Origin of the sequence: Pseudomonas sp. UBA3153 (genome assembly GCF_002364635.1) — a bacterium.
GTDB classification, from domain to species: Bacteria; Pseudomonadota; Gammaproteobacteria; order Pseudomonadales; family Pseudomonadaceae; genus Pseudomonas_O; species Pseudomonas_O kuykendallii.
The window spans coordinates 69984-94176 of record NZ_DEYR01000097.1; the positions used below are offsets into that span (position 1 = coordinate 69984).

A 24193-nucleotide genomic window follows, 5' to 3' on the forward strand; every position below is an offset into this window, starting at 1 on the left:
TCATGAGCAAGACGGTCGGCGATCACCTGCTGGAACGCCTGGGCGAATGGGGCATTGAGCGGATCTTCGGTTACCCCGGAGACGGCATCAACGGCATCATGGGGGCCATGGGCCGGCATGCCGAGGACTTCGACTACGTGCGTGTGCGCCACGAGGAAATGTCCGCCTTCATGGCCGGCGCGCACGCCAAGTTCACCGGCCAGGTGGGTGTCTGCCTCGCCACCTCCGGGCCCGGCGCCATCCACCTGCTCAACGGCCTGTACGACGCCAAGCTCGATCACATGCCGGTGCTCGCCATCGTCGGCCAGCAGGCGTCCACCTCGCTGGGCAGCGACTACCAGCAGGAAACCGACCTGCACACCCTGTTCAAGGACGTGTCCGCCTACGTCGAGACCGTGGTCACCCCCGCGCAGCTGCGCCATGTGCTGGACCGCGCATTGCGCGTGGCGATGGCCGAGAAGTCCGTCGCCACGGTGATCATCCCCAACGACGTGCAACAGATGCCGGCGGTGGAGTCGCCGCCGCACAAGCATGCCAACGTGCTCTCCGGCGTCGGCTTCATCGAGCCACGGCCCTATGCGCGCGACGCCGACCTGCAGGCGGCGGCGGACATTCTCAACGCCGGGGAGAAGGTCGCGATCCTCGCCGGGGCCGGTGCGCTGGGTGCGCGCGACGAACTGATCGCGGTCGCCCAGGCGTTGTCCGCCGGGGTCGCCAAGGCGCTGCTGGGCAAGGCGGCGCTGCCCGACGACCTGCCCTGGGTCACCGGCTCCATCGGCCTGCTCGGCACCCGCGCCAGCTACCAGTTGATGAAGGAGTGCGACACGCTGCTGATCGTCGGCTCGACCTTCCCCTACGCCGAGTTCCTGCCCAAGGAAGGCCAGGCGCGGGCCGTGCAGATCGACCTGCACGCGCGCAACATCAGCATGCGCTACCCGATCGAGCAGGCGTTGCTCGGCGACTCGGCGGAAACCCTGGCGCGCCTGCTGCCGCTTCTGCAGCCCAAGGCCCACGGCGCGTGGCGCAAGAGCGTCGAGCGCAGCGTCGCCGAATCCTGGGCGGAGCTGGAAGACAAGGCGATGCAGGATGCCGATCCGCTGAACCCGCAGCGGGTGTTCTGGGAGATGTCCGCGCAGTTGCCGGACGACGCCATTCTCTGTGGCGACAGCGGCTCGCACACCAACTGGTACGCCCGCGACGTGCGCCTGCGCGGCAATATGATGGGCTCGCTGTCCGGCAAGCTGGCCAGCATGGGCAGCGGCGTGCCCTACGCCATCGCGGCGAAGATGGCGCACCCGCAACGTCCGGTGATCGCCATGGTCGGCGACGGCGCGATGCAGATGAACGGCAACGCCGAGTTGGTCACCGTGCAGCAGTACTGGAAGCGCTGGAGCAACCCGACCTTCATCGTGCTGGTGCTGAACAACGGTGACCTCAACCAGGTGACCTGGGAACAGCGCGCCATCGGCGGCGATCCGAAGTTCGCCCCGGCGCAGGACGTGATCGACTTCCCCTACGCGCGCTATGCCGAGATGCTCGGTTTCAGGGGGATTCGCGTGGACTCCCCGGAGGCCGTCGCCGATGCCTGGCGCGAGGCCTTCGCCGCCGACCGGCCGGTGCTCATCGAGTTCGTCGCCGATCCCAATGTGCCGCCGTTGCCGCCGCACATCGAATTCGAGCAGGCCAGGCACTTCCTCGGCGCACTGCGCAGCGATCCGGATCGTTGGGCGATGATCAAGCAGAGCGCCAGGCAGATCCTGAAATGACCGCTCGGCGCCGCGCCGGAACCGATGGCGACGGGGCGCGGCCCCAATCAGGAGACCTGTTCGAGGACCTTAGCCATGATCGAAGCCAACATGCTCGTCTTCATCCTCGCCGCGGTGGTGGTCATCGCGCTCGACCTGTGGGCCATCGTCAGCGTGTTCAAGAGCCCCTCCAGTACCGGCGCGAAGTTTCTCTGGACGCTGGCGATCGCCGTCTTCCCGGTGCTGGGCCTGATCGCCTGGGGCGTGGCCGGACCGCGCGGCGTCACCGAAGCCCCCAGCTCACCGGAGCACAGCAAGGGTTGATCAGGATTGCCCCCAATCCCGGCCTGCCGCCTCGATCGACCTGTCTGCATCCCTGAAACCTTTGGAGGCACCATGAACGACGACGAAGAACGTGACGAAAACGACCCGGCCGAAGGCATTCCGGCGCATAGCACGCCCGAGGAACAGGAGCGTTTGGAACGACTCAAGCGCGACCCGATCCCGGCGGGGGCGGAGTGATCCGCAACCACGTACACGAAAAAGCCGGCATCAGCCGGCTTTTTTGTGCGCGTCGGATCAGGCCAGGGCAGGGCGCTTCTGCAGCCGGGCATCCAGGCTGAAGGCGCCGGCACCGAAGGCGGCCACCTGCAGCAACCCGCCGGCGATGGCGAAGTTCTTCAGGAAATGGATCAGCTGGTTCTGGTCGGCGAGCTGGCTGTGGAAGACCAGCGCGGTCGCCACGCTGAACAGCGCCATCGCCAGGGCCACCAGGCGGGTGCGCAGGCCGATCAGCAGGGCCAGGGCGAAACCGATTTCCACTAGCAATGCGCCGAGGTAGGCGAGGTCGGGCAACGGTAGGCCGGCGGCGACGATGTAGCTCTTGGTCGCGGCGGGCGCGGCGAGTTTGCCGACGCCGCTGAAGAGGAACAGGCCGCTGAGCAGAACGCGACCGACGAGGGAGGAAATGGCTTGGGACGAGGTGTTCATGGTGAATGCTCCTGAGTAAGTGGCGCCGTGTTCAGCACCCTGGAGATAGGTTACTGTTTCGCTGACTGCGCAAAAATCACCTGAACTGCGCAAAATCGTCCACCTGGAGGGGACAATGAGCCAGCTCGAAGACATGCGCATTTTCGTCGGCGTGCTCGACAATCGGAGCTTCACCGCGGCAGCCGACGCCCTCGGCCTGTCCAAGCAGTTCGTAAGCCGGCGGGTGGCGGCGCTGGAGGAGCGCCTGGGCGTGCGTCTGCTGAACCGCTCCACGCGCAAGCTGGACGTCACCACCCTCGGCCACGCCTATTACGAGCGGGCCAAGCGCATTCTCAGCGACGTCGACGACGTCGAGCAGGCCATCGCCCAGCAGAGCACCGCGCCGCGCGGTTCGTTGCGCCTGAGCGCGCCGATGTCCTTCGGCACCCTGCACCTGAGCACGCTGATCCCCGAGTTCCTGCGTCGATACCCGCAGGTCAGCATCGAGATGGACCTGAACGACCGCGCCGTCGACCTGCTCGGCGAGGGCTACGACATGGCGGTGCGCATCGGCGTGCTGGCGGACTCCTCGCTGATCGCCCGGCAGATCGCGCCGCTGGAAATCGTCACCTGCTGCAGCCCGGGCTACCTCGCCGAGCGCGGCGCACCTCAGACCCCCGCCGACCTGCGCGACCACGAATGCCTGCTCTACGGGCACGGCAAGAACGTCGAATGGAGTTACCAGATCGCCGGCAAGGCGCAGGGCTTTCCGTTGAGCGGCCGTTTGCGGGTGAACAACGGCGAGCTGATCCGCGACGCCGCCATCGCCGGCCTGGGCATCGCCTGCCTGCCCACCTTCATCATCGGCGAAGCCCTCGCCGACGGCCGGCTGGTGCCGCTGCTGCAACGCTTCGGCCCGCCGCAGAGCAAGGTCTACGCGGTCTACCCGCAGCACCGGCAGTCGTCGCTGGTGGTGAAGGCGTTCGTCGATTACCTGAGGGACGCGTTCGCCGCGTAGCCGAGGGCGATGCGCTTCAGAAGGGTGGTGGCACGTCAGCGCGGCCGACGAATCGGTTGCAGGCGCTCCTGAATGAAATCCAGGAAGCACTGGATGCGCAGCGCCAGTTGCGAGTTGCGGTAGTACACCGCGTGGATCGGCTGGCGGTAGTCGCTCATGTGCTCGGGGAGCAGGCGGATCAGGCGCCCGGCGGCGATGTCGGCGTCGCTCATGAAGCTGGCCAGGCAGGCGATGCCCTGGCCCGCGAGGGCCAGGTGACGCAGGGTCTCGCCACTGGAGGCGGCGATGGTCGGGGTGATCGGCCACTGGTTGCCGCCGTCGTGAAGCAGCGGCCAGAGGTTGAGGCTTTCCGGCTGGGTGAAGCCGATCAGCGAATGCTCGCGCAGCGCTTCCGCACAGGTGGGGGCCGGGTGGCGGGCGAGGTAGTCGGGGCTCGCCACCAGGTTCAGCGGCGCGGCACCCAGCGGGCGGGCGTGCAGGGTCGAGTCGCTCAGCGTGCCGATGCGGATGGCCACGTCCGTGCGCTGCTCGATCAGGTCGATGTTGAGGTCGTTGCTGCTCAATTCCAGCTGGATGTCCGGGTACAGGCGACGGAACTCGCCGATGTGCGGGACCACCGCGTGCAGCATGAACGGCGAGGCGGCGTCGATGCGCAGGCGACCCGAGGGCGTCTGCCGGCGCAGCGACAGGCGCTCTTCCAGCGCTTCCATCTGCTGCAGGATGGCCTTGGCGTTTTCCAGGTAGAAGCGCCCTTCCTCGGTCAGTTCCATGCGCCGCGTGGTGCGGTTGAGCAGTGTGGTGGAGAGCTTCTGCTCGAGGCGCGACAGCGAGCGGCTGAGGGCCGAGGGCGTCAGGCCAAGAAGCTGGGCGGCGGCGCTGAGGGAGCCGCTTTCGACGACGGCGACGAAGTGCTGTAGTTCTTCGGAATGGACTTTCATGGCGGGCCCGGGCCGGCGATGGAGGCGCACATGGTGGCATCCTTCGGCGCTCACCGGCTAACCGGGCGCGCGCGGCGGCGATTTGCGCTGCCGCCGCGGCTCGCGACGTGCGACTCTATGCCCCACTCCGTCTGCGTTGAGGTATTCGCGCCCATGCTGCGTTCGCGTCTGACCATGTTCTCCATTCTGTTCGTGCTGCACCTGCTGGTTGGCGCCTCGCTGATCCCCTACCTGCCGCTGGAACTGCCGGGACGCCTCCTCGCCTGGGGCTTGCTGGCGGCGTCCTGTGCGTTGCTGCCGCTGGGCTTTCGCGCCTCCGGGCTGCGCTGGCGCTGGCTCGGCTGGAGCGGGCTGATGCTGATGGGAATCTTCTCCTGCCTGGCGGTGTTCTCGCTGCTGCGCGCGCTGGTGGTGGCGGTGCTGGTGCTGATCGGCCACGACCCGGCCGGCTTCGCCGAGCACTCCGCCGAAGCGGTGCTACTCGGCGTGGCGCTGGTCACGCTGATCGGCCTGTTCAACGCGCGGCGCACGGCGGCGGTGCGCGAAGTCAGTATCGCGGTGCTCAACCTGCCCGCCGGGCTGGAGGGTTTCTCCATCGTCCAGCTCAGCGACATCCACGTCGGCCCGACCATTCGCCGTGGCTACATCGAGGCGATGGTGAAGCGCGCCAACGGCTTGAAGCCGGACCTGATCGCCATCACCGGCGACCTGGTCGACGGCAGCGTGGCGCAGCTGCGCGAACACATCGCGCCGCTGGCCGACCTGCGGGCGCGGCACGGTACGTTCGTCGTCACCGGCAATCACGAGTACTACGCCGGCGCGCCGGCCTGGATCGCCGAACTGCGCCGCCTGGGCCTGACGGTGCTGCTCAACGAGCATGCGCTGATCCGCCAGAACGATGCCGAACTGGTGCTCGCCGGTATCGCCGACTATTCGGCGGGCATGTACGAACCGAGCCACCGCAGCGATCCGCTCGCCGCGCTGGAGGGCGCGCCCGAGGGCGTCGTCCGCCTGCTGCTGGCGCACCAGCCGCGCTCGGCGCCGGCGGCGCTGGATGCCGGCTTCGACCTGCAGCTCTCCGGGCATACCCACGGCGGTCAGTTCTGGCCGTGGATGCACTTCGTTCGGCTGCAGCAGCCGTGGGTCGCCGGCCTGCACCGGCTCGGCACGCTGCAGGTCTATATCAGCCGGGGCACGGGATACTGGGGGCCGCCGCTGCGTTTCGGCGCGCCGTCGGAGATCACCCGGATCAGCCTGACCGCCGCCAGCGGGCGGTAATTTTTCCCTGAGCGAGAGGTGAGCAATGAGTTCGGCAAAGGTGCGCATCGCGGTGATCGACGACTGGCAGGACGTGGCCCGCGACGTGGTGGACTGGTCGGTGCTCGAGGGCATCGGCGAACTGAGCTTCCTGCACGACTACCCGGCGGATACCGCCACGCTGATCGAGCGGCTCGCCCCGTTCGAGGTGATCTGCGTGATGCGCGAACGCACCCGCTTCGACGACGCCCTGCTGGCCGGCCTGCCGCGCCTCAGGCTGCTGGTCACCGGGGCGATGCGCAATGCCGCCATCGACCTCGCCAGCGCCACGCGCCGCGGCATCCAGGTCTGCGGCACCGACAGCTACAAGCAGGCGGCGCCGGAACTGACGTGGGCGCTGATCATGGCGCTGGGACGCAACCTGCTGGCCGAGGCCGCCTCGCTGCGCAACGGCGGCTGGCAGGTCGGGCTGGGCCGCGACCTGTACGGCAGGACCCTCGGCATCCTCGGCCTGGGCGCCATCGGCCAGCGCATCGCCGGCTACGGCCAGGCGTTCGGCATGCGCGTCATCGCCTGGAGCGAGAACCTCACCGCCGAACGTGCGGCGGCGCTGGGCGTCGAGTACGTCGACAAGCGCAGCCTGTTCGAGCAGGCCGACGTGCTCACCGTGCATCTGGTGCTCGGTCCGCGCAGCAAGGGCCTGGTCGACGCGCAGGCGCTGGGCTGGATGAAGCCCACGGCGTACCTGGTGAACACCGCCCGCGGGCCGATCGTCGACGAAGCGGCGTTGATCGCCGCGCTGCAGGAAAAACGTCTGGCCGGCGCCGCGCTGGATGTCTTCGACGAGGAGCCGCTGCCCGCCGATCACCCGTTCCGCCACCTCGACAACGTCCTCGCCACGCCGCACGTCGGCTACGTCAGCGAGGCCAACTACCGGGTGTTCTACGGCCAGATGATCGAAGACATCCAGGCCTGGGCCGCGGGCGCGCCGATTCGGGTGATCGGCTGATCGACGTGTTGCCGGGGATCGCAGGGCGGGCTCCTCCGTCGCGGCCGTAGCCCGGCGGGCCGGCGTTGCGAGCTCTTCTTGCCGCGTTCCTGTGCGTCGCTATACCGCAGTGGTGGACTCAAGTAATCTCGCCGCCCGCCGAATAACAGGGTGCCTGGCACCCCGGCGCCCGTCATTCGCAGCGAGAGATCACATGCCGCAACCCAAGTCCCGCATAGCCTGGCAGCTCGCCGTGGCATTGGCCCTCATTCTCGTGGTGATGATCGGTGCCAGCACGCTGTTCGCCCTGCGTTCGCTGGATAGCGCCAACTTCGCCACCCGAGAGCAACACCTGGCCAGCGAGGCGCGCCTGCTCGCCGATCAACTGGCGACCTTCCACGGCAGCCTGCGCGAGAGCACCCAGCGCCTCGCCAGCCTGTTCGAGAAGCGCTTCGCCAGCGGCCTTAGTCTGCGCGCGGACGAGCGGGTCGCGGTCGGCTCGCTGACCCCGCCGACGCTCTATCTGAACGGTCAGGTGCTGAACAACGACTTCGCCCTGGTCGAAGAGTTTCGCCAGCTCACCGCCGGCGCCGCCACGGTGTTCGTCCGCGACGGGGCGGAGTTCGTCCGTGTCACCACCTCGCTGAGCAAGCAGGACGGCAGCCGCGCCATCGGCACGGCGCTCGACCACTCCCACCCGGCCTACCAGGGCCTGCTCGCCGGGCAGGGCTACGTCGGCCGCGCGTCGCTGTTCGAGCGGCTCTACATGACCCAGTACACCCCGGTGCGCGACGCCAACGGCCAGGTCATCGCGGTGCTCTTCGTCGGCTTCGACTACACCGACGCGCAGAACGCGCAGTTCGCCAACCTGGCGCGCTTTCGCATCGGCCAGACCGGCTCGCTGGCGCTGCTCGACGAACAGGGCAAATGGCTGGTGCCGCCGGCCGGCGCCAACGACCCCGCCGCACTGGCACCGCGCGCCGCCGAACTGGCCCGCGAGCCGGGCCGCGGGCAGTTCTTCAACGACGGCCGCGAGGACTTCTACGCCGTCGCCGCGCCCTTCAGCGAAGGGCCCTGGCAGGTCATCGCCAGCCTGCCGAAGAAGGAAATCCGCGAAGTGACCTGGCACGTCGGCAGCCAGCTGGCCTTCGGCAGCCTGCTGGCGATGCTGATCGCCGCGGCGCTGGTGATCGGCCTGCTGCGGCGCAAGCTGCGTCCGCTCGGCGAGCTGGTCCGGCAGGCCCGCGCCCTCGGCGGCGGCGACCTCAGCGCGCGGATGACGGTCAGCAGCCACGACGAGATCGGCGAACTGGCGAGCAGCTTCAACCACATGGGCAGCGCGCTCGCGGACATGGTCGAGCACATCCGCAGCGCCTCGCTGCAGGTGAGCAGCCGCGCCCACGCGCTGTCCGGGCTGTCCAGCGGCGCCTACGAGGGCATGGAGCAGCAGTCCGGCGAGATCGCCAGCATGGCCGGCGCGGTGGAAGAGTTCAGCGCGACCTCGCTGAACATCGCCGACAACATGCGCGAGACGGAGCGCATGGCCAGCGACAACGCGCAGCAGACGCGCATCGGCCTGCGCAGCATGGACGAGGCCTCGCGGTCGCTGGAACAGATCGCCAGCGCGCTGAACGGCACGGCGACGGTGATCGACACGCTCGGTCAGCGCTCGCAGGAAATCGGCGGCATCGTCGGGGTGATCACCTCGATCGCCGAGCAGACCAACCTGCTGGCGCTCAACGCCGCCATCGAGGCCGCGCGCGCCGGCGAGGCTGGCCGCGGTTTCGCCGTGGTCGCCGACGAGGTGCGCAACCTCGCCGCGCGAACCCGCGAGGCCACCGAGCAGATCTCAGGGATGATCGGCAGCATCCAGAGCGAGACCAGCAGCGCCATCAGCACCATGGAACACGGTCGCCAGTTGATGCAGGGCGGCCTGGAACTCAACGCCAAGGTCGGCGCCGCGCTGTCGCAGATCGCCGGGCAGAGCGAGGCGGCGGGCGAGCAGTTCGCCGCCATCACCACCGCCACCCACGAGCAGAGCAGCACCGCCACCGCGCTGAGCTCCAACCTGCAGGGCATCGCCCAGGCCAACAGCGAACAGCGCGAAGTGGTCGCCCACCTGGCGGAAACCGCGCAGGAATTGAACCGCCTGGCCGACGAGCTGCGCCACGAAATCGGCCGCTTCCACGGCTGACCTGCAACCCCCACGGTGCGCCATGCGCACCGGGCGGGTGTGACGTTCGGGGTCATCCCATCGGTGCGCGCGGCGCACCCAAGTTAGCCACGGCCAGCGCCGCTAGTGGCTGCGGGCGCCCGCCCTTCGGCGATCGTTCATCGGCAACCTGCCTCAGACCAACGCGTCGATCACGCCGCCATCCACGCGCAGGGCCGCGCCGCTGGTGGCCGAGGCCTGGGTGGAGCAGGTGTAGACGACCAGGTTGGCGACTTCCTCCACCGTCGCCAGGCGCTGGATGATCGACGACGGCCGCTGGGTGCGGACGAACTCGGAACCGACTTCCTCCAGCGACTTGCCGGTCTCCTCGACCTGCTCGGCGAGCATCTCGCCAACCCCCTCGGACAGCGTCGGCCCCGGCAGCACCGCGTTCACCGTCACCCCGCTGCCGGCCATGCGCTTGGCCAGTCCGCGGGAAATCGACAGCAGGGCGGTCTTGCTAAAGCCGTAGTGAATCATGTCCGCCGGGATGTTCTGCGCCGATTCCGAGGACAGGAACACCACCCGTCCCCAGCCGCGCTCGGCCATGCCCGGAACGTAGCCGCGGGCCAGGCGCACGCCGGACATCACATTGGTCTCGAAGAAGCGCGTCCATTCGGCATCGGGAATCTCGAAGAAGTCCTGCGGGCCGTAGACGCCCAGGTTGTTCACCAGGATGTCGCAGTGCGGATGCTTCTCCAGCAGGGCCGCGCAGCCCTCGGCGCTGCCGAGGTCGCCGACGAAACCGAGCAGGTCGGCCTGCGGGTGTTTCTCGCGGACCCTGGCGATCGCCTGTTCTACCTTGTCCGCATGGCGGCCGTTGACCACCACGCGGGCGCCGGCGGCGGCGAGGCCCTCGACAATAGCCCGCCCGATGCCCCCGGTGGACCCACTGACCACCGCCTGTTTGCCCGAAAGATCGATGTGCATGCTGCTTCTCCTCGTGGCTGGGCGCGGAGCCGCGGCGGCAGAACATGCCCGGCGCCGCGCCGTGGAAAATGCCGGGAAGGGCCGGAGGCGTCCTCCGGCCGGGCAAGAGAATCTTTGCGCTATCCTCGGCTCGAACCTAGTTCAGAGACCCGCCGGCCGTGCGCGGTTCCTTCCTTTCTTCCAAGGAGTCCAACGATGAACAAACGTCCTCTCGGCCATTCCGGCCTGGAAATCGCCCCCCTGGTGTTCGGCGGCAACGTGTTCGGCTGGACCATCGATGAAAAGACCAGCTTCGAGTTGCTCGACGCCTTCGTCGATGCCGGCCTCAACGCCATCGATACCGCCGACATGTACTCGGTGTGGGTTGACGGCAACCAGGGCGGTGAGTCGGAAACCATCATCGGCAACTGGCTCAAGGCCAACCCGGGCAAGCGTGACAAGGTGCTGATCCTGACCAAGGTGGGCATGGAACTGGGCGCCGACCGCAAGGGGCTTTCCAGGCGCTGGATCGAACGCGCGGTGGAGGATTCGCTGCGGCGGCTGCAGGTGGAAACCATCGACCTGTACCAGTCGCACCTGTTCGATCCCGAGGTGCCGCTGGAGGAAACCCTCGGCGTCTACCAGCGCCTCATCGAGCAAGGCAAGGTGCGCGCCATCGGCGCTTCCAACCACGACGCCGGCCAGTTGCGCCGGGCCCTCGACGTGAGCGCGGCGTATGACCTGCCGCGCTACGCCACGCTGCAGCCGGAGTACAACCTCTACGACCGCAGCGGCTACGAGGGCGCCCTGCGCGACCTGGTGATCGAGGAGAACCTGGGCGTCATCACCTATTACAGCCTCGCCTCCGGCTTCCTCTCCGGCAAGTACCGCTCCGTGGCCGACCTCGGCAAGAGCCCGCGCGGCGAAGACATCGAGAAGTACCTCGACGCCCGCGGCCAGCGCATTCTTTCCGCGCTGGACGGGATCGCCGAGAAGCATCGGGCGACGCCGGCCGAGGTCGCCCTGGCCTGGCTCATCGCCACGCCCGGAGTCACCGCACCGATCGCCAGTGCGACCAGGCGCAGCCAGCTGGACAGCCTGGTCAAGGCGGTCAGCCTGAAGCTGGACGGGGAAGACATGGCGATCCTGAACGCCACCGGCGCCTGATCGCCGGAGGGCGAGCCCGCCCCGGGGAGGTGTCTGCGGCGCTCACCCGGCGCCGCGACTCAGGCCAGGCCGCCGTTGGCGCGCAGGACCTGCCCGTTGATCCAGCCCGACTGCGGGCCGGCGAGGAAGGCCACCACGGCGGCGATGTCGTCCGGCTCGCCGAGGCGTTCCAGCGGCGGCATCCGGGCGAACTGCCGGACCTGTTCCTCGCTCTTGCCGTCGAGGAACAGCTCGGTGGCGACCGGCCCCGGAGCGACCGCGTTGACGCGGATGTTGCGCCCGCGCAGTTCTTTGGCGAACACCGCGGTTAAGGCTTCCACCGCGGCCTTGCTGGCGTTGTAGATGGCGTAGCCCGGCAGTTTCAGGGCCAGCGCGGTGCTCGAGAAGTTGACGATGCGGCCGCCGTCATTCATCCGCGCCGCGGCCTCGCGCAGGGTGTTGAAGGTGCCGCGCGTGTTGATCGCGAAGGTCCGCTCGAACAACGCATCGTCGTGTTCGGCCAGCGGCGCGGTCTTGAGAACGCCGGCGTTGTTCACCAGCACGTCGACGCGACCGAGGCTTGCCTCGGTTTCCTCGAACAGCCGGCGCACGTCCTCGGCGCTGGCGACGTCGGCCTTGATCGCGACGGCGCGGCCGCCATCGGCGACGATCTGCGCCACCACGAGGTCCGCCTCGCTGGCGCTGCTGGCGTAGTTCACGGCAACCGCGAAGCCGTCGGCGGCAATGCGCCGGGCGATCTCGGCGCCGATGCCGCGGGAGGCACCGGTGACGATGGCTACGGGTGATGGGGGCTGGCGGTTCATGGGCAATCTCCTGGGGAATAGAGGGTGCTGTTTTGTGTACGACCACAGGTTCACATGCTCACTGCCGCGGATAAATATGCGGGAATTGGCGTTACCATTCAGAAATCGCCAACAATCGAGGGACCGCTCCATGGATCAGGTCAGGGCCATGAAGGTCTTCGTGAGGGTCTTCGAGCGCAACAGCTTCACGCTGGCCGCCGAAGACCTGCAGATGCCCCGCGCCACGCTGACCCACGTGATCAACCAGCTGGAAGCGCGCCTTGGTACCCGGCTGCTGGAGCGCAGCACGCGGCGGGTCCGGCCGACGCTGGATGGCGAGGCCTATCACGAACGCTGCGTGCACCTGCTCGCACAGCTGGAGGAGGCCGAGCACGCCTTTCGTAGCGTGGCGCCCAAAGGGCGCTTGCGCGTCGATCTGAGCGGCACCCTGGCGCGGCATTTCGTGGTGCCGGCGCTGCCCGAGTTTCTCGCCCGCTACCCGGAGATCGAGCTGTCGCTGAGCGAGGCCGACCGCTTCGTCGACCTGATCGAGGAGGGCGTCGACTGCGTGCTGCGTTCCGGCACCCTGGGCGACTCCTCACTGATCGGCCGGCGGGTGGCCACTCTTGCGCAGATCACCGCCGCCAGCCCGGCCTACCTGAGTCGGTACGGCACGCCCCAGCGCCTGGAGGACCTCGCCGAACATCGCGCGGTGAACTACGTGTCGAAGTGCAGCGGACGCTTCTTCCCCTTCGAGTTCAGCGTCGGCGGAGAGGTGCGCGAGGTCGAGATCCAGGGCGCGTTGACCGTGTTCGGCGTGCAGATCTACGCTGCGTCGGCGCTCGCCGGCCTGGGCCTGGTGCAGGCGCCGCGCTACCGCTTCGCCGCGCAGCTCGAACAGGGCCTGATGTGCGAGGTGCTGCCGCAGTTCCCCCCGCCACCGATGCCGGTTTCGCTGCTCTACCCGCAGAACCGCCACATGTCGCCGCGTGTGCGGGTGTTCGTCGACTGGCTGACGGGCGTGTTCCGCGAGCAGGTGCCGGGCTGAGGTGCGATCCACCGGCGGGTGCCGTTGCGGCGCCGATCAGGCTGCACAAATCTTCCAGACCATCGGTTCGCGCGGCGATAGCCTGGCACCGCGTCGCTGCCGATAATGAGCGGCGACGCGGGAGGCAGGTATGAACAACTGGGTGGAACTGCTGCAGGACGGTGACACCGGCATCGAGACCATCCGGGCGCATTTCGAAGGCCATGCCTACGATCCGCACTGGCACGACAGCTATCTGGTCGGTTTCACCGAGCAGGGCGTGCAGCAGTTCCATTGCCGTGGCGCGCGGCGTTCGAGCACGCCGGGACAGGTGTTCCTGCTCGAACCCGGCGACATCCATGACGGCCATGCGCCGACCGCGGAAGGGTTCACCTACCGCATGCTCTACCTCGACCCGCACTGGCTGGAACGCGAGTTGTGCGGGCTGTTCGAGCAGGCGCCGGAACATGCCCAGCTGAGTTTCGCCCAGGTTCTCGCCGAGGACCCGCAGCTGGCCGGCGCCACCGCCAGCGCCTTCGCCATGCTCCACGGGCGGGACATCCGCATCGCCCGCCAGGCGGCGCTGGACCTGCTGCTGGAGCGCCTGACCCGCCATCTCACCTGGCGCACGCGGATGCCGGCCTGCGACCCACGCCTGCCGCGCGCGGCGCAGCGGGCGCGCGATTATCTGCACGCGCACCTGGAGCAGGACCTGGGCATGGACCAGCTGGCGCAGATCGCCGGGGTCGATCGCTATCGCCTGACCCGCGCCTTCAAGGCCGCCTATGGCCTGCCGCCGCACGCCTACCTGATCCAGCTGCGCCTGACCCGCGCGCGCCGCCTGCTGGCGCGTGGCGAGAGCCCGGCGCTGGTCGCCGCGACGCTGGGCTTCGCTGACCAGAGCCACCTCGGGCGCTGGTTCCGCCGCGCCTACGGGCTGACGCCGGCGGACTACCGCACGCGCTGCACAAATCGTCCAGACCGCTGAATCCGCCCGCGACATGCTTGGCTGCCCTTCTTCAGGAGCTGCCCATGTCCGCGTCCTTCCTGCCCTTCGTGCTGTTCGCCCTGGTCGCCTCGATCACGCCCGGCCCGACCAACCTGCTGGTGTTGAACAACGGCGCGCGCCACGGCCTGCTCGCCAGCCTGCCGGCGGTGTTCGGCGCCTGCGCCGCCGCGGCGGCCATCGTGCTGCTGGTGGGCAGCGGGTTCGGCGACCTGCTGGCGCGCCTGCCGCAGGTGCAGCTGGCGATGAATGCGGCGGGCATCGCCTGGCTCAGCTACCTAGCCTGGAAGATCTTCCGCAGCCCGCCGCCTGACCTGGGCGCGCCGGGCGCCATGCCGGGGCGCTTCGGCCTGCTCGCCGCGGCGAGCCTGCAACTGGTCAACCCGAAGACCTGGATGATGGCCCTGGCTGTGCTCGGCGTGTTCGCCGGCCACGGCCCGGACCAGGGCCTGCGCACGCTGCAACTGGCGGCGATCTTTTTCGTCGTCTCGCTGCCCTGCCTGGCCGCCTGGGCCTGCCTGGGCGTCGGCAGCGCGCGGCTGCTGCGCTCACCCACCGCGCTGCGCCGCTTCAACCAGGCGATGGGGCTGTTGCTGCTGGTTTCCGCCTGGCTGGGCCTGCTTCTGTAGGGTGCGCGATGCGCACCTATCCCGCGCTGAAGCCGAGGCCTTGGCGTTATGGCTCGGTGCGCGCGGCGCACCCTACGGTCAGTGGTCTCGCGGGGCCTGCTTCCGTAGGGTGCGCCATGCGCACCTTCCCCTCGGTGAAGCCGAAGCCTTGGCGCCACTCAGAAGGTCGCGAGAATCAGCCCGAGGGTTTCCATCGCCCGCTCGCTGCCGGCGTCCCACGGGTGGCCGTGGTTGAGCCGCGCGCAGTTGCCGAAGCGGCGGGTGGCGGAAAAGATCGGCCCCGGCGCCAGGCTGATGCCCTGGGCGAGCGCCAGCTGGAACAGCTGCAGCGAGTCGACCCGCTCGGGAAATTCGAACCACAGGAAGTAGCCGCCGGTGGGCCGCGTGACCCGCGTGCTGGCCGGGAAATGCCGGGCGGCGGAGGCGAGCATCGCGCCCTGCTGCATCTCCAGCGCATGGCGCAGCTTGCGCAGGTGGCGGTCGTAGCCACCGTGCTGCAGGTAATCGGCGATCGCCGCCTGGGCCGGCACCGAGGGCGAGATGGTGGTCATCAGCTTGAGCCGGCTGATCTGCTCGGCGTAGCGCCCACCGGCCACCCAGCCGACCCGGTAACCCGGCGCCAGGCTCTTGGAGAACGAACCGCAGTGCATCACCAGTCCGTCGCGGTCGAAGCTCTTCACCGGTTTCGGCGGCTGCGTGCCGTAGTACAGCTCGGCGTAGACGTCGTCCTCGATCAGCGGCACCTGATGGCCGTGGAGCAGTTCGTAGAGGGCACGCTTCTTGTCCTCGCTCATGCTCGCGCCGAGCGGGTTCTGCAGGCTGCTCATGAACCAGCAGGCCTTGATCGGCAGGCGTTGCAGGCTGTCGGCGAGGCTCTCCAGGTCGATGCCCTCGCGCGGGTGCACGGGAATCTCCACCGCCTTGAGCTTCAGCCGCTCGAGCACCTGCAGGGTGGCGTAGAACGCCGGCGCCTCGATGGCCACCAGGTCGCCGGGGCGGGTCACGCTCTGCAGGCAGAGGTTGAGCGCCTCCATCGCGCCGTTGGTGATTACCAGCTCGTCCATCGGCAAACGCACGCCGGCGACCATGTAGCGCAGGGCGATCTGCCGGCGCAGGTCGGGATTGCCGGCGGTCATGTCGGCGATCACCGCTTGCGGCGGCATGTCGCGCACGCTCTGCGCCATCGAGCGGGCCAGCCGCGCGAGGGGAAACAGGTAGGGGCTGGGGAAGGCCGAGCCGAAGGGCACGGTGGCCGGATTCTTCAGCGAGCCGAGCACCGAGAACACCAGTTCGCTGACGTCCACCTCGGTGGTCTGCGCCTGGCGCGGGCCACGCTCCACCGGCGATTCCGGCTCGTGCAGCGGGTGCTTGGCGTGCTCGCGGACGAAGTAGCCGGAACGCGCCCGCGCCTGAATCAGCCCGCGGTCCTCCAGCAGGTAGTAGGCCTGGAACACCGTGGACGGGCTGACCCCGTAGGTGCGGCTGGCGTGACGTACCGAGGGGACGCGCTCGCCGGGGGCGAGCACGCCGTTGCGGATCGATTCGGCGATTTCGTCGGCGAACTTCTCGTAGCGCTTCATCGTGGACAGGGTCATCGCGGCTGGGCTGGTGCTGGACACTGTACTTCAACCTGTCGGTGCTTCGGGATGTCGGAGCGGCGGCCTCGCGGCTGTCGCCACCGATCAGCGGTTGATCGGCGCGACGAAGGTGCTGGCGGCGCTGATCCGGGTCGTCGGTTCGTCGAGGTCCTGCACGGCGAAGGTCAGTGGCTGCGAGCTGTTCGCGGTGTCCGCGGTCAGCGCCACGCTGACAGGCAGATCGGCGATCTCCCCCGGTTGCAGGAGCACCTCGCGCTGGCCGCTGTAGTGGAAGTCGCCTTCCTCGGCCAGTTCGATGACGTAGTGGCGCGCCTGCTGGGTCTTGTTGATCAGCTTCAGGGTGTAGATGTTCTCGATCTGGCCGAGGCTGTTCTCGCGGTACAGGCCGCGGTCCTTGGTCACGTCCAGCGACACCAGCGGGCGAACCTGCAGGGCCCAGACGAAGGCGCCGATCATCGCCACCAGCAGGGCCGCATAGCCGATCAGGCGCGGCCGCAGCAGGCGGGTCTTGCCGCCCGCCATCGCGCGTTCCGAGCTGTAGCGCACCAGGCCGCGGGCATAGCCCATCTTGTCCATCACCGAGTCGCAGGCGTCGATGCAGGCTCCACAGCTCAGGCAGTCGAGCTGCAGGCCGTCGCGGATGTCGATGCCGGTGGGGCAGACCTGGACGCAGATGGTGCAGTCGATGCAGTCGCCCAGCCCGGCGCTGCGCGGGTCGACGTCCTTGCGCCGCGGGCCGCGATTCTCGCCACGGGCGGCGTCGTAGGTCACCACCAGGGTGTCGGCGTCGAACATCACGCTCTGGAAGCGCGAGTAGGGGCACATGTGCAGGCACACCTGCTCGCGCAGCCAGCCGGCGTTGAGGTAGGTGGCGGCGCTGAAGCAGGCGACCCAGAAGGCGGTGGTCAGGTCCAGTTGCAAGGTGAACAGCTCGCGCACCAGGTCGCGGATCGGCGTGAAGTAGCCGACGAACGCCAGCGCGGTGGCCAGGCTGATGGCCAGCCAGAGCGCGTGTTTGGCGCCACGCCGCAGCAGCTTGGTCGCCGACCAGGGCGCGGCGTCCAGCTTGAGACGCTGGCCGCGGTCGCCCTCGGTGACCTTCTCCGCCCACATGAACACCCAGGTCCAGACGCTTTGCGGACAGGTGTAGCCGCACCACACGCGGCCGGCGAACACGGTGATGGCGAACAGGCCGAAGGCGGCGATGATCAGGATCGCCGAGAGCAGCACCAGGTCCTGTGGCCAGAAGGTCGCGCCGAAGATGTAGAACTTGCGCCCCGAGAGGTCCCAGAGCACGGCCTGGCGGCCGCCCCAGTCGAGCCAGGCGGTGCCGAAGAACAGCAGGAACAGCGCCCCGGCGCCATAGCGGCGCAGGTTGCGGAACAGTCCGGTGAAACTGCGGGTGTGGATCGGCCCGCCGGCTTGCGCGGGGGTGAGGCGGATTGGCTGGCTCGGATCGATGCTGTCGATGATCCGGGCGGGAATACGGTCGGTCATGGTGTCGCCCCATCAGGCTTTTTATCAGGCCCGACCATGATCGGCGGCGAACTGTGCCGGTAACAGACTCAGCTAAATCTAAAAAAACCAGATCAGATGATCCGGCGCCCTGGCTGCAGGCCCCGTGGCGAAAGGCCGCAGGGTCTGCAGGGCCAGAGCGGCAGTATCGCCGCGAACGACACGCGCTGCCGGAGTGGGTGGCCGCGCCCGCGCTCAGAGCCCCAGGTCGGACAGGCCGGGATGCTCGTCCGGCCGGCGCCCCAGCGGCCAGCGATACAGGCGCTGTTCCTCTCGGATCGGCAGGTCGTTAATGCAGGCGAAACGCCGCGTCATCAGCCCGTCGCCGTCGAACTCCCAGTTCTCGTTGCCATAGGAGCGGAACCAGTTGCCGGAATCGTCGTGCCATTCGTAGGCGTAGCGCACGGCGATGCGGTTGCCGTCGAAGGCCCACAGCTCCTTGATCAGCCGGTAGTCCAGTTCCTTCGCCCATTTGCGCTCGAGGAAGGCTTTCGCCCCGGCGCGGTCATGGACGAACTCGGCGCGGTTGCGCCACTGGGTATCGAGGCTGTAGGCCAGCGAGACGCGTTCGGGATCGCGGCTGTTCCAGCCGTCTTCGGCGAGGCGGACCTTTTCGATGGCGCTCTCGCGGGTGAACGGCGGCAGCGGCGGGCGTTGTGTGGACATGGTCGGCTCCAGGGCGGGCGGGGGCTAGGCATTGACCACGCGGCTACGCGGCGCGATCCGTTCGGCGATGCGCTCCACCAGGTACTCGGCATCCCGGGCGACCCCGGAGAAGCGTCCCGAGCCCCAGGTGTAGAGCCACGGCAGGCCGAGGAAATACAGCCCCGGCTGGGCGCTGACGCCGCGCGTATGGACCGGATGGCCGCGACCGTTGAACACGCCGACGTCGACGTAGGCGAAGTCCGGGGCGAAGCCGATGCACCAGACGATGCAGCTGATGCCGGCTTCCGTCAGGTTCAGCGTCTCGCGCTCCGCGGGCGGTTGCCAGAGCGGCTGGTAGACCTCGCCGGGCGGCGCGTCGATGGCGTTCTCGGCGATGTACTGGTCGATGCTGGCATTGATCCGGTTGTACACCGCGTCCGCCGCGTCCAGCTTGGCCGCGAGGTTGGTGGAGAAACGCAGGGTGTCGCCGTCCAGCTCGCGCAGCACGCCGAACAGCTGCATGCCTTCGAGGGCGAAGCGGCGCAGGTCGATGTCGCGCCCGCCGTCGCGGCCGGTGACGTAGTGGTTGGTGTTGTCGCGCACGCCCTCGCGCAACGGATGGCGGTCGACGCCGATGTCGTAGTAGCCCATCTCCGCCAGCCAGTCGACCACGTCGCGGCCACGGTGGAAGCGGGCGCAGCGCGGCGCGTCGCCGACCGCCAGGAACACCTCGCGGCCGGCCAGGTGCAGGTCCTCGGCGATCTGCGCGCCGGACTGCCCGGAGCCGACCACCAGCACCTTGCCGGCCGGCAATTGCGCCGGGTTGCGATACTGCTCGGAGTGGATCTGGGTGATGCTCGGCGGCAGGCGCTCGGCCAGGCGCGGAATGATCGGCGTGTGGTAGCCACCCGAGGCGATGATCACCTCGTCGGCGCTGAACTCGCCGGCCGAGGTCTGCACGCTGTAGCCGCCCTGCGGCCGCGGGCTGACCTTCTGCACCGCGACGCCCTCGCGCACCGGTGCGTTCACCGAGGCGATGAAGCCGTCGAGGTAGGCGATGATTTCCTCGCGCTTCATGAAACCGTGCGGGTCGTCGCCCTGGTACGGGTAGCCGGGCAGCGCGCACTGCCAGTTCGGCGTGACCAGGCAGAAGGCGTCCCAGCGCTGCGTGCGCCAGGCGTGGGTCAGGCTTTTCTTCTCCAGCAGCAGGTGATCGATGCCCTGCTGCTGCAGGTAGTAGCTGGCGGAAAGACCGGCCTGGCCGCCGCCGACGATGATGACGCTGTGGTGCTGGGGTTGAGGGGCGCTTTTCATGGGGTTCTCCGAAAAAGGGTTGGTCGATGGGAGTGCCGCTGAGGCATTCGCCCGGAATGGCTTCTGTAGGGTGGATCGCGCTTCATCGATCCACCGGGCGGTGCAACGGTGGATGAAAAAGGCGTCGGCTACGCGCCCCGATCCATCCTGCGGTTGTGTTCGCTTCGAACGCTCGGGCAAGGACGTAGGGTGGATCGCGCTTCATCGATCCACCGATCGACGCGGCGGTGGATGAAAGAGCGTCGGCTAGGTGCCTCGATCCACCCTAGGGTCCTGTTCGCCCCGAGCGTGGGGCGGGCAACGTTAGGTGGGGAACGAGCCCCAGCCGCCGAGCACGCGGCCTTCGCTGTCGGTGCTCATCTCCAGCACCTGCACGGCGCCTTCGCCATGACGGTCGGCCTGGTACTTGAGCGAGGCGAGGGTGTCCATCGCCGAGCTGCAGTAGAAACCCTTCACCTCCCTGACCCGCTCGGACGCCGCGTTCAGCGCGGTTTCCAGGCGTTGCAGGAAATCCTCCAGGGCGTAGGGCACGCCGCTGTGCAGGTGTTCGTAGATCACCGTGGACGGTGAGTAACCGGGGCTTTCCTGGCCATCGGGCCAGCGCACGCGAAAGTTGACGGCGGGCATGTCAGTGCTCCTGGGCGGGGGTGTGGGTGGGGTAGCGCAGGCCGGTGAAGGGCGTCTCTGCGAGGTTCCAGAATTCGCTGCGCTCGGTGTCCTGGCGCACGACCAGGCGCGCGCTGGCGTCGATCCGGCCGATGCGCGCGCAGGTCAGGCCGTGGAAGGCGAAGGCGGCCTGCACTTCCGGGAAGGCGGCGTCGTCGAGGCTGAGCAGGTAGCCGTAGCTGGGGAACGCCTGCAGCCAGCGCGGTAGGTCGCCGTCGGCCGGGCGCGGCAGGGCGTCGAGGTCCAGCTCGGCACCGCAGCCGGTAGGTTCCAGCAGCATCAGCAGGGTGCCCAGCAGGCCGGCGTTGCTGATGTCCTTGGCGGCCAGCAGCAGGCCGGCCTCGGCCAGCCGCGGGATGACTTCCAGCTGCTCGCGCAGGCGTTCGCCGGGGACGTTCTCGAAGGCTTTCCAGTAGGGCGCGTCGGCGTGCCAGCGGCCGTCGAGGTCGACCGCCATGGCCAGCACCTGGCCGGGCGCGACGTGCAGCGTCGAGAGCAGCTTCTTCGCGATGCCGGTGATCGCCACCGCCAGCGCCGCCGGGTTGCCGCCCGCCTGGCTGGTGTGGCCGCCGGCGAGGATCAGCCCGTAGGCCTCGCAGGCGGCGCGGATGCCGGCGAGCACCTGGCCGGCGGCGTCGGCATCGTGATGCCAGTAGGCGTTGACCACCGCGCAGGCGCGCCCGCCCATGGCGGTGATGTCGCTGACGTTGGCCATCACCGCCGACCAGCCGGCGAACCAGGGCGCGGCCTCGACGAAGGCCGGCAGCATGCCCTCGATGGCCAGCAACTGGTAACGGTCGCCGACGCGGATCGCCGCGGTGTCGTCGCCGGGCAGGGCGTAGAGTGCGTCGCGGCTCGCCGCGAGCGGGGCATCCAGTTGCCGGGCCGGGCGCTGGATGGCCAGCTTGGCGCGCATCGCCGGGGTGTCGCGCAGGGTGTCGAGCAGCGCTTCGAGCGGCGTGCTCAGCGGCAGGCGCAGGGCGTTAGTCATGGCGGCGTGCCTTCAGCGGCAGCAGCGACACCTGGCGCGGCATGAACGGGTAGCGGCCGAGGTCCGCCTGCATCAGCGCGTGCGGCTGGCCGAGCAGTTCCAGGTGTTCCAGCGTCTGCCAGTGCAGGCCGTGGAAGTACGCCTCGTTGGCCTGTTGCACGGTGGCGAGGAAGCGCGTGCAGCCCAGTTCGAGGGCACGCGATACCGCCTCGTTGACCAGCGCCGTGCCGATCAGCCCGTGACGGCGATAGGCGCGCTCGACGCACAGCCGGCCGCCGTACCAGAGGCCCGGCTCGGGCTGGTAGATGCGCACCGCGCCGATCACCCGGTCGGCCACCGCGCAGTTGTTCGCCAGGGCGACGATGGCGATGGCCTGGAAGTCGTGCGCGTCGCGGTCCTGGGCGAGCAGTTGCTGCTCTTCGGAAAACACCGCGCGGCGCAGGGCGAAATAGTCACGGCGTTCCCAGGCCTCGCTGGCCGGCTTGACCAGCAGGTCGTCGGCGCGGAACGGGGCGAACTGGTCGTCGACCAGGGCGAAGGCGTTCATCGGCGTGCTCCTCACTCGTGTTTCTTCAGGGCCGAGCAGGCGCCGCATTTGGCGCAGCCGGCGTTGATCTTCTCGGAGTGCAGCCCGTGGCGGCGCAGGCTGGCGCCGATCCGCGGGTAGAGCCGCTGGAGCATGGCGTTGTCCGGTTTCGGGTGCTGCGCCAGCGGCGTGCCGTCGATGGGCACGAAGGGCACCACGAAGGGGTACACGCCGAGCGCGGCGAGGCGCTCGGAAATGGCGGCGATATCGTCTTCGGAGTCGCCCAGCCCGGCGAGGATGTAGGTGCTCACCTGGCCGTGGCCGAACACCTTGAGCGCCGCCTCGAAGGCCGAGAAATAGCGGCTCAGCGGCACCTCGGCCTTGCCCGGCATGATCCGCGTGCGCACCGCGTCGGTGACCGCCTCCAGGTGCATGCCGAGGGACACCACGCCGCTGTCCTTGAGGCGGGCGAACCAGGCGTCGTCGTCCGGCGGCTCGCACTGCGCCTGGATCGGCAGGTCCACCGCGGCGGTGACCGCGGCCGCCGACTCGCAAAGGATCGCCGCGCCGCGATCGGGCGTCTGCGGCGTGCCAGTGGTCATCACCATGTGCTTGACGCCGTCCAGCTCGACCGCCGCCTTCGCCACCTCGGCGAGCTGCGCCGGGCGCTTGCGGGCGATGGTCTTGCCGTTCGCCAGCGACTGGCCGATGGCGCAGAACTGGCAGGCGCTGGCCACCTCGTTCATGCGGATGCAGTGCTGCAGCACCGTGGTGGCGAGCACGTCGCGGCTGTGCAGGGTGGCGATCTTCCAGTAGGGGATGCCGTCGGCGGTGCTGCGCGAATAGAAGTTCGGCACGCCGGGGATCTTCACTTCGCCGACCTGCAGGCCGTCGCGGAAGATCAGCGCCAGCTCGCCACTGGGCCGCGCCGAGTAGGGTGAATCCAGCGACGCCTGGTTGAGCATCGGCACCATCGCGGTGTGGTTGCCGAGGCTCAGTGCCTTGTGGTCGGAAGGCCCGGCGCCGCCCTTGCGCGACAGCCCGGCGTTGCCGTCGAGCCAGCGCACGCCGTGGCATTGCAGTTCGCTGAGGAGGTCGCTGGCGATCAGGTCAGAGGCTGGCATGGTCGAACTCCTCGAGCGCGCGGGCCGGCAGCGCCGCCGGGCGTTCGTGCAGGTGCGCGGTGGGGGTGCGGTCGATCAGCAGGCTGAGCAGTTCCGGGCGGCTGTAGTGGCCGACCGAATCCATCATCCGCTTGCGCTTGTCGATCAGCGCCAGGTCGAGGTCTGCGATTACCACGCCCTCGCCGCTGCGCAGCGGTTCGCCGAGCAGGCGGCCTTCCGGCGAGACGATGGCGGTGAAGCAGCCGCCGGAGATCGGCGCCAGTTCGCAGCCGGTATCGGCCATGATCCGTTGCTGCTGTTCCGGTTCCAGCCAGGCGGTGGCGTTGACCACGAAGCAGCCGGATTCCAGCGCGTGGTGGCGGATGGTCACCTCGATCTGCTCGGCGAAGATCTCGCCGACCAGGCAACCGGGAAACATCGCCGCGTGGATCTGTTCGCCGTCGGCCATCAGCGCGTAGCGAGCCAGCGGGTTGTAGTGCTCCCAGCAGGCCAGCGAGCCGATGCGCCCGGCGGCGCTGTCCACCGCGCGTAGGCCCGAGCCGTCGCCCTGTCCCCAGACCATGCGCTCGTGGTAGGTCGGGGTGATCTTGCGGCGGTGCTGGATCAGCGTGCCGTCGGCGTCGAACAGCAGCTGTGCGTTGTAGATCGTGCCGCCGTCGCGCTCGTTGACGCCGATCGACACCACCATGTTGGCCGCGCGGCAGGCCTCGCCGATGGCGAGCGTCGCGGCGGAAGGCACCTGCACCGACTCGTCGAGCAGTTTCAGGTGCTGCTTGCCCATCGCGAAAGGCGGCTGGACGAAGGAAAAATAGGGGTAGTAGGGCACCACCGTTTCCGGGAACACGGCGAACTGCACGCCTTCCCGGCCGAGGGCCTCGATCTGCCGGCAGACCTTGTCGACGGTGCCTTCGCGGCTGTAGAGCACCGGCGAAAGCTGCACGGCGGCGGCGCGGAGGGTGGGCATGGGCGGAACTCCTAATGAAGTGGCTCGAACACTGGACAGTCCGCTCTCCCATTCTTGGGGGAGGGGCGAGCGCAGGTGTGTCTGAACATCCCCTCTCCCATTCATGGGGGGCATGCCTGGTGGAGAGGGTTAGGGAGAGGGGCTTTGCCTGTGGCTCCGGCGCGGCCCTGGCCCTCTCCCCCGGCCCCTCTCCCGTGAACGGG

The 24193-nt window shown here is 68.8% G+C and carries 24 protein-coding genes and 1 pseudogene; 12 read left to right on the plus strand and 13 right to left on the minus strand.

What is annotated here, in order from left to right; genetic code table 11:
• Positions 1-2 precede the first annotated feature (2 nt).
• From B2X67_RS19975 to B2X67_RS19985, 3 genes are all read left to right on the plus strand, one after another.
• Positions 3-1766: a thiamine pyrophosphate-requiring protein gene (locus B2X67_RS19975; RefSeq protein WP_286786567.1), complete on the plus strand. Its 1764-nt coding sequence runs from the start codon at positions 3-5 to the stop codon at positions 1764-1766.
• A gap of 75 nt (positions 1767-1841) precedes the next feature.
• On the plus strand, positions 1842-2069 hold the full coding sequence (locus B2X67_RS19980) for a PLD nuclease N-terminal domain-containing protein (RefSeq protein WP_286786568.1): 228 nt from the start codon (positions 1842-1844) through the stop codon (positions 2067-2069).
• A gap of 72 nt (positions 2070-2141) precedes the next feature.
• Entirely contained in the window at positions 2142-2267 is a 126-nt protein-coding gene (locus tag B2X67_RS19985) for a hypothetical protein (protein WP_273229089.1), read from the plus strand.
• Between the two features lie 57 nt (positions 2268-2324).
• Here the strand turns inward: B2X67_RS19985 and B2X67_RS19990 are convergent, their stop codons facing one another.
• Positions 2325-2735, minus strand: coding sequence for a DoxX family protein (locus B2X67_RS19990; RefSeq protein ID WP_286786569.1), 411 nt, complete (start codon positions 2733-2735; stop codon positions 2325-2327).
• A gap of 115 nt (positions 2736-2850) precedes the next feature.
• On the opposite strand from B2X67_RS19990, the gene B2X67_RS19995 reads away from it, so the two are divergent.
• A complete protein-coding gene (locus B2X67_RS19995; RefSeq protein WP_282342341.1) occupies positions 2851-3732 on the plus strand; it encodes a LysR family transcriptional regulator in 882 nt (293 codons plus the stop codon).
• Positions 3733-3767: 35 nt separating this feature from the next.
• On the opposite strand, the gene B2X67_RS20000 is transcribed toward B2X67_RS19995, so the two are convergent.
• A complete protein-coding gene (locus tag B2X67_RS20000) occupies positions 3768-4670 on the minus strand; it encodes a LysR family transcriptional regulator (protein ID WP_286786570.1) in 903 nt (300 codons plus the stop codon).
• A 153-nt stretch (positions 4671-4823) separates the two neighbouring features.
• Here B2X67_RS20000 and B2X67_RS20005 point away from each other — a divergent pair, with 153 nt between their 5' ends.
• From B2X67_RS20005 to B2X67_RS20960, 4 genes and pseudogenes are all read left to right on the plus strand, one after another.
• Positions 4824-5948 carry a metallophosphoesterase gene (locus B2X67_RS20005; RefSeq protein ID WP_286786571.1) on the plus strand — a complete coding sequence of 375 codons (1125 nt, stop codon included), beginning with the start codon at positions 4824-4826 and terminating at the stop codon, positions 5946-5948.
• Between the two features lie 25 nt (positions 5949-5973).
• Complete coding sequence (locus B2X67_RS20010; RefSeq protein WP_286786572.1) at positions 5974-6936, plus strand: D-2-hydroxyacid dehydrogenase family protein; 963 nt, start codon at positions 5974-5976, stop codon at positions 6934-6936.
• Positions 6937-7195: 259 nt separating this feature from the next.
• A pseudogene (locus B2X67_RS20955) lies at positions 7196-8248 on the plus strand (Cache 3/Cache 2 fusion domain-containing protein); the annotation flags it as partial.
• 135 nt (positions 8249-8383) lie between these two features.
• Complete coding sequence (locus B2X67_RS20960; protein WP_390896892.1) at positions 8384-9109, plus strand: methyl-accepting chemotaxis protein; 726 nt, start codon at positions 8384-8386, stop codon at positions 9107-9109.
• 153 nt (positions 9110-9262) lie between these two features.
• Here B2X67_RS20960 and B2X67_RS20020 read toward each other — a convergent pair whose 3' ends face one another.
• The gene (locus B2X67_RS20020) at positions 9263-10057 is read right to left on the minus strand and encodes an SDR family NAD(P)-dependent oxidoreductase (RefSeq protein ID WP_286786574.1); all 795 of its coding nucleotides are present in this window, start codon (positions 10055-10057) and stop codon (positions 9263-9265) included.
• Between the two features lie 195 nt (positions 10058-10252).
• On the opposite strand from B2X67_RS20020, the gene B2X67_RS20025 reads away from it, so the two are divergent.
• The gene (locus tag B2X67_RS20025) at positions 10253-11203 is read left to right on the plus strand and encodes an aldo/keto reductase (RefSeq protein WP_286786575.1); all 951 of its coding nucleotides are present in this window, start codon (positions 10253-10255) and stop codon (positions 11201-11203) included.
• 59 nt (positions 11204-11262) lie between these two features.
• Here the strand turns inward: B2X67_RS20025 and B2X67_RS20030 are convergent, their stop codons facing one another.
• Positions 11263-12006, minus strand: coding sequence for an SDR family oxidoreductase (locus B2X67_RS20030; protein ID WP_286786576.1), 744 nt, complete (start codon positions 12004-12006; stop codon positions 11263-11265).
• A 130-nt stretch (positions 12007-12136) separates the two neighbouring features.
• Between B2X67_RS20030 and B2X67_RS20035 the strand changes: the two genes are divergently transcribed.
• From B2X67_RS20035 to B2X67_RS20045, 3 genes are all read left to right on the plus strand, one after another.
• A complete protein-coding gene (locus B2X67_RS20035) occupies positions 12137-13033 on the plus strand; it encodes a LysR family transcriptional regulator (RefSeq protein WP_282339215.1) in 897 nt (298 codons plus the stop codon).
• 130 nt (positions 13034-13163) lie between these two features.
• Positions 13164-14000: an AraC family transcriptional regulator gene (locus B2X67_RS20040; protein WP_282339216.1), complete on the plus strand. Its 837-nt coding sequence runs from the start codon at positions 13164-13166 to the stop codon at positions 13998-14000.
• A gap of 44 nt (positions 14001-14044) precedes the next feature.
• Positions 14045-14647, plus strand: coding sequence for a LysE family translocator (locus B2X67_RS20045; protein ID WP_282339217.1), 603 nt, complete (start codon positions 14045-14047; stop codon positions 14645-14647).
• Between the two features lie 158 nt (positions 14648-14805).
• On the opposite strand, the gene mapR is transcribed toward B2X67_RS20045, so the two are convergent.
• The 9 genes from mapR to B2X67_RS20090 all read right to left on the minus strand — a co-directional run bounded on the left by mapR (position 14806) and on the right by B2X67_RS20090 (position 23990).
• Positions 14806-16227 (minus strand): GntR family transcriptional regulator MpaR, encoded by a 1422-nt coding sequence (gene mapR / locus B2X67_RS20050; RefSeq protein ID WP_090225150.1) that lies wholly within the window; start codon positions 16225-16227, stop codon positions 14806-14808.
• Between the two features lie 102 nt (positions 16228-16329).
• Positions 16330-17742: a cytochrome c oxidase accessory protein CcoG gene (ccoG, locus tag B2X67_RS20055; RefSeq protein ID WP_282339218.1), complete on the minus strand. Its 1413-nt coding sequence runs from the start codon at positions 17740-17742 to the stop codon at positions 16330-16332.
• Positions 17743-17955: 213 nt separating this feature from the next.
• Complete coding sequence (locus tag B2X67_RS20060; protein ID WP_282339219.1) at positions 17956-18426, minus strand: nuclear transport factor 2 family protein; 471 nt, start codon at positions 18424-18426, stop codon at positions 17956-17958.
• Positions 18427-18450: 24 nt separating this feature from the next.
• Entirely contained in the window at positions 18451-19719 is a 1269-nt protein-coding gene (locus B2X67_RS20065) for an MSMEG_0569 family flavin-dependent oxidoreductase (RefSeq protein ID WP_286786577.1), read from the minus strand.
• 303 nt (positions 19720-20022) lie between these two features.
• Positions 20023-20346, minus strand: a complete 324-nt coding sequence (locus B2X67_RS20070) for an MSMEG_0570 family nitrogen starvation response protein (protein ID WP_282339221.1) — start codon at positions 20344-20346, stop codon at positions 20023-20025.
• A gap of 1 nt (position 20347) precedes the next feature.
• Positions 20348-21376, minus strand: a complete 1029-nt coding sequence (locus B2X67_RS20075) for a sll0787 family AIR synthase-like protein (RefSeq protein ID WP_286786578.1) — start codon at positions 21374-21376, stop codon at positions 20348-20350.
• Positions 21369-21923, minus strand: a complete 555-nt coding sequence (locus B2X67_RS20080) for an MSMEG_0567/Sll0786 family nitrogen starvation N-acetyltransferase (RefSeq protein WP_286786579.1) — start codon at positions 21921-21923, stop codon at positions 21369-21371. The genes B2X67_RS20075 and B2X67_RS20080 overlap by 8 nt, the downstream gene beginning before the upstream one ends.
• Before the next feature lie 11 nt (positions 21924-21934).
• Positions 21935-23026, minus strand: coding sequence for an MSMEG_0568 family radical SAM protein (locus B2X67_RS20085; protein ID WP_286786580.1), 1092 nt, complete (start codon positions 23024-23026; stop codon positions 21935-21937).
• Entirely contained in the window at positions 23013-23990 is a 978-nt protein-coding gene (locus B2X67_RS20090; RefSeq protein WP_286786581.1) for a Nit6803 family nitrilase, read from the minus strand. The genes B2X67_RS20085 and B2X67_RS20090 overlap by 14 nt, the downstream gene beginning before the upstream one ends.
• Between the last annotated feature and the right edge of the window lie 203 nt (positions 23991-24193).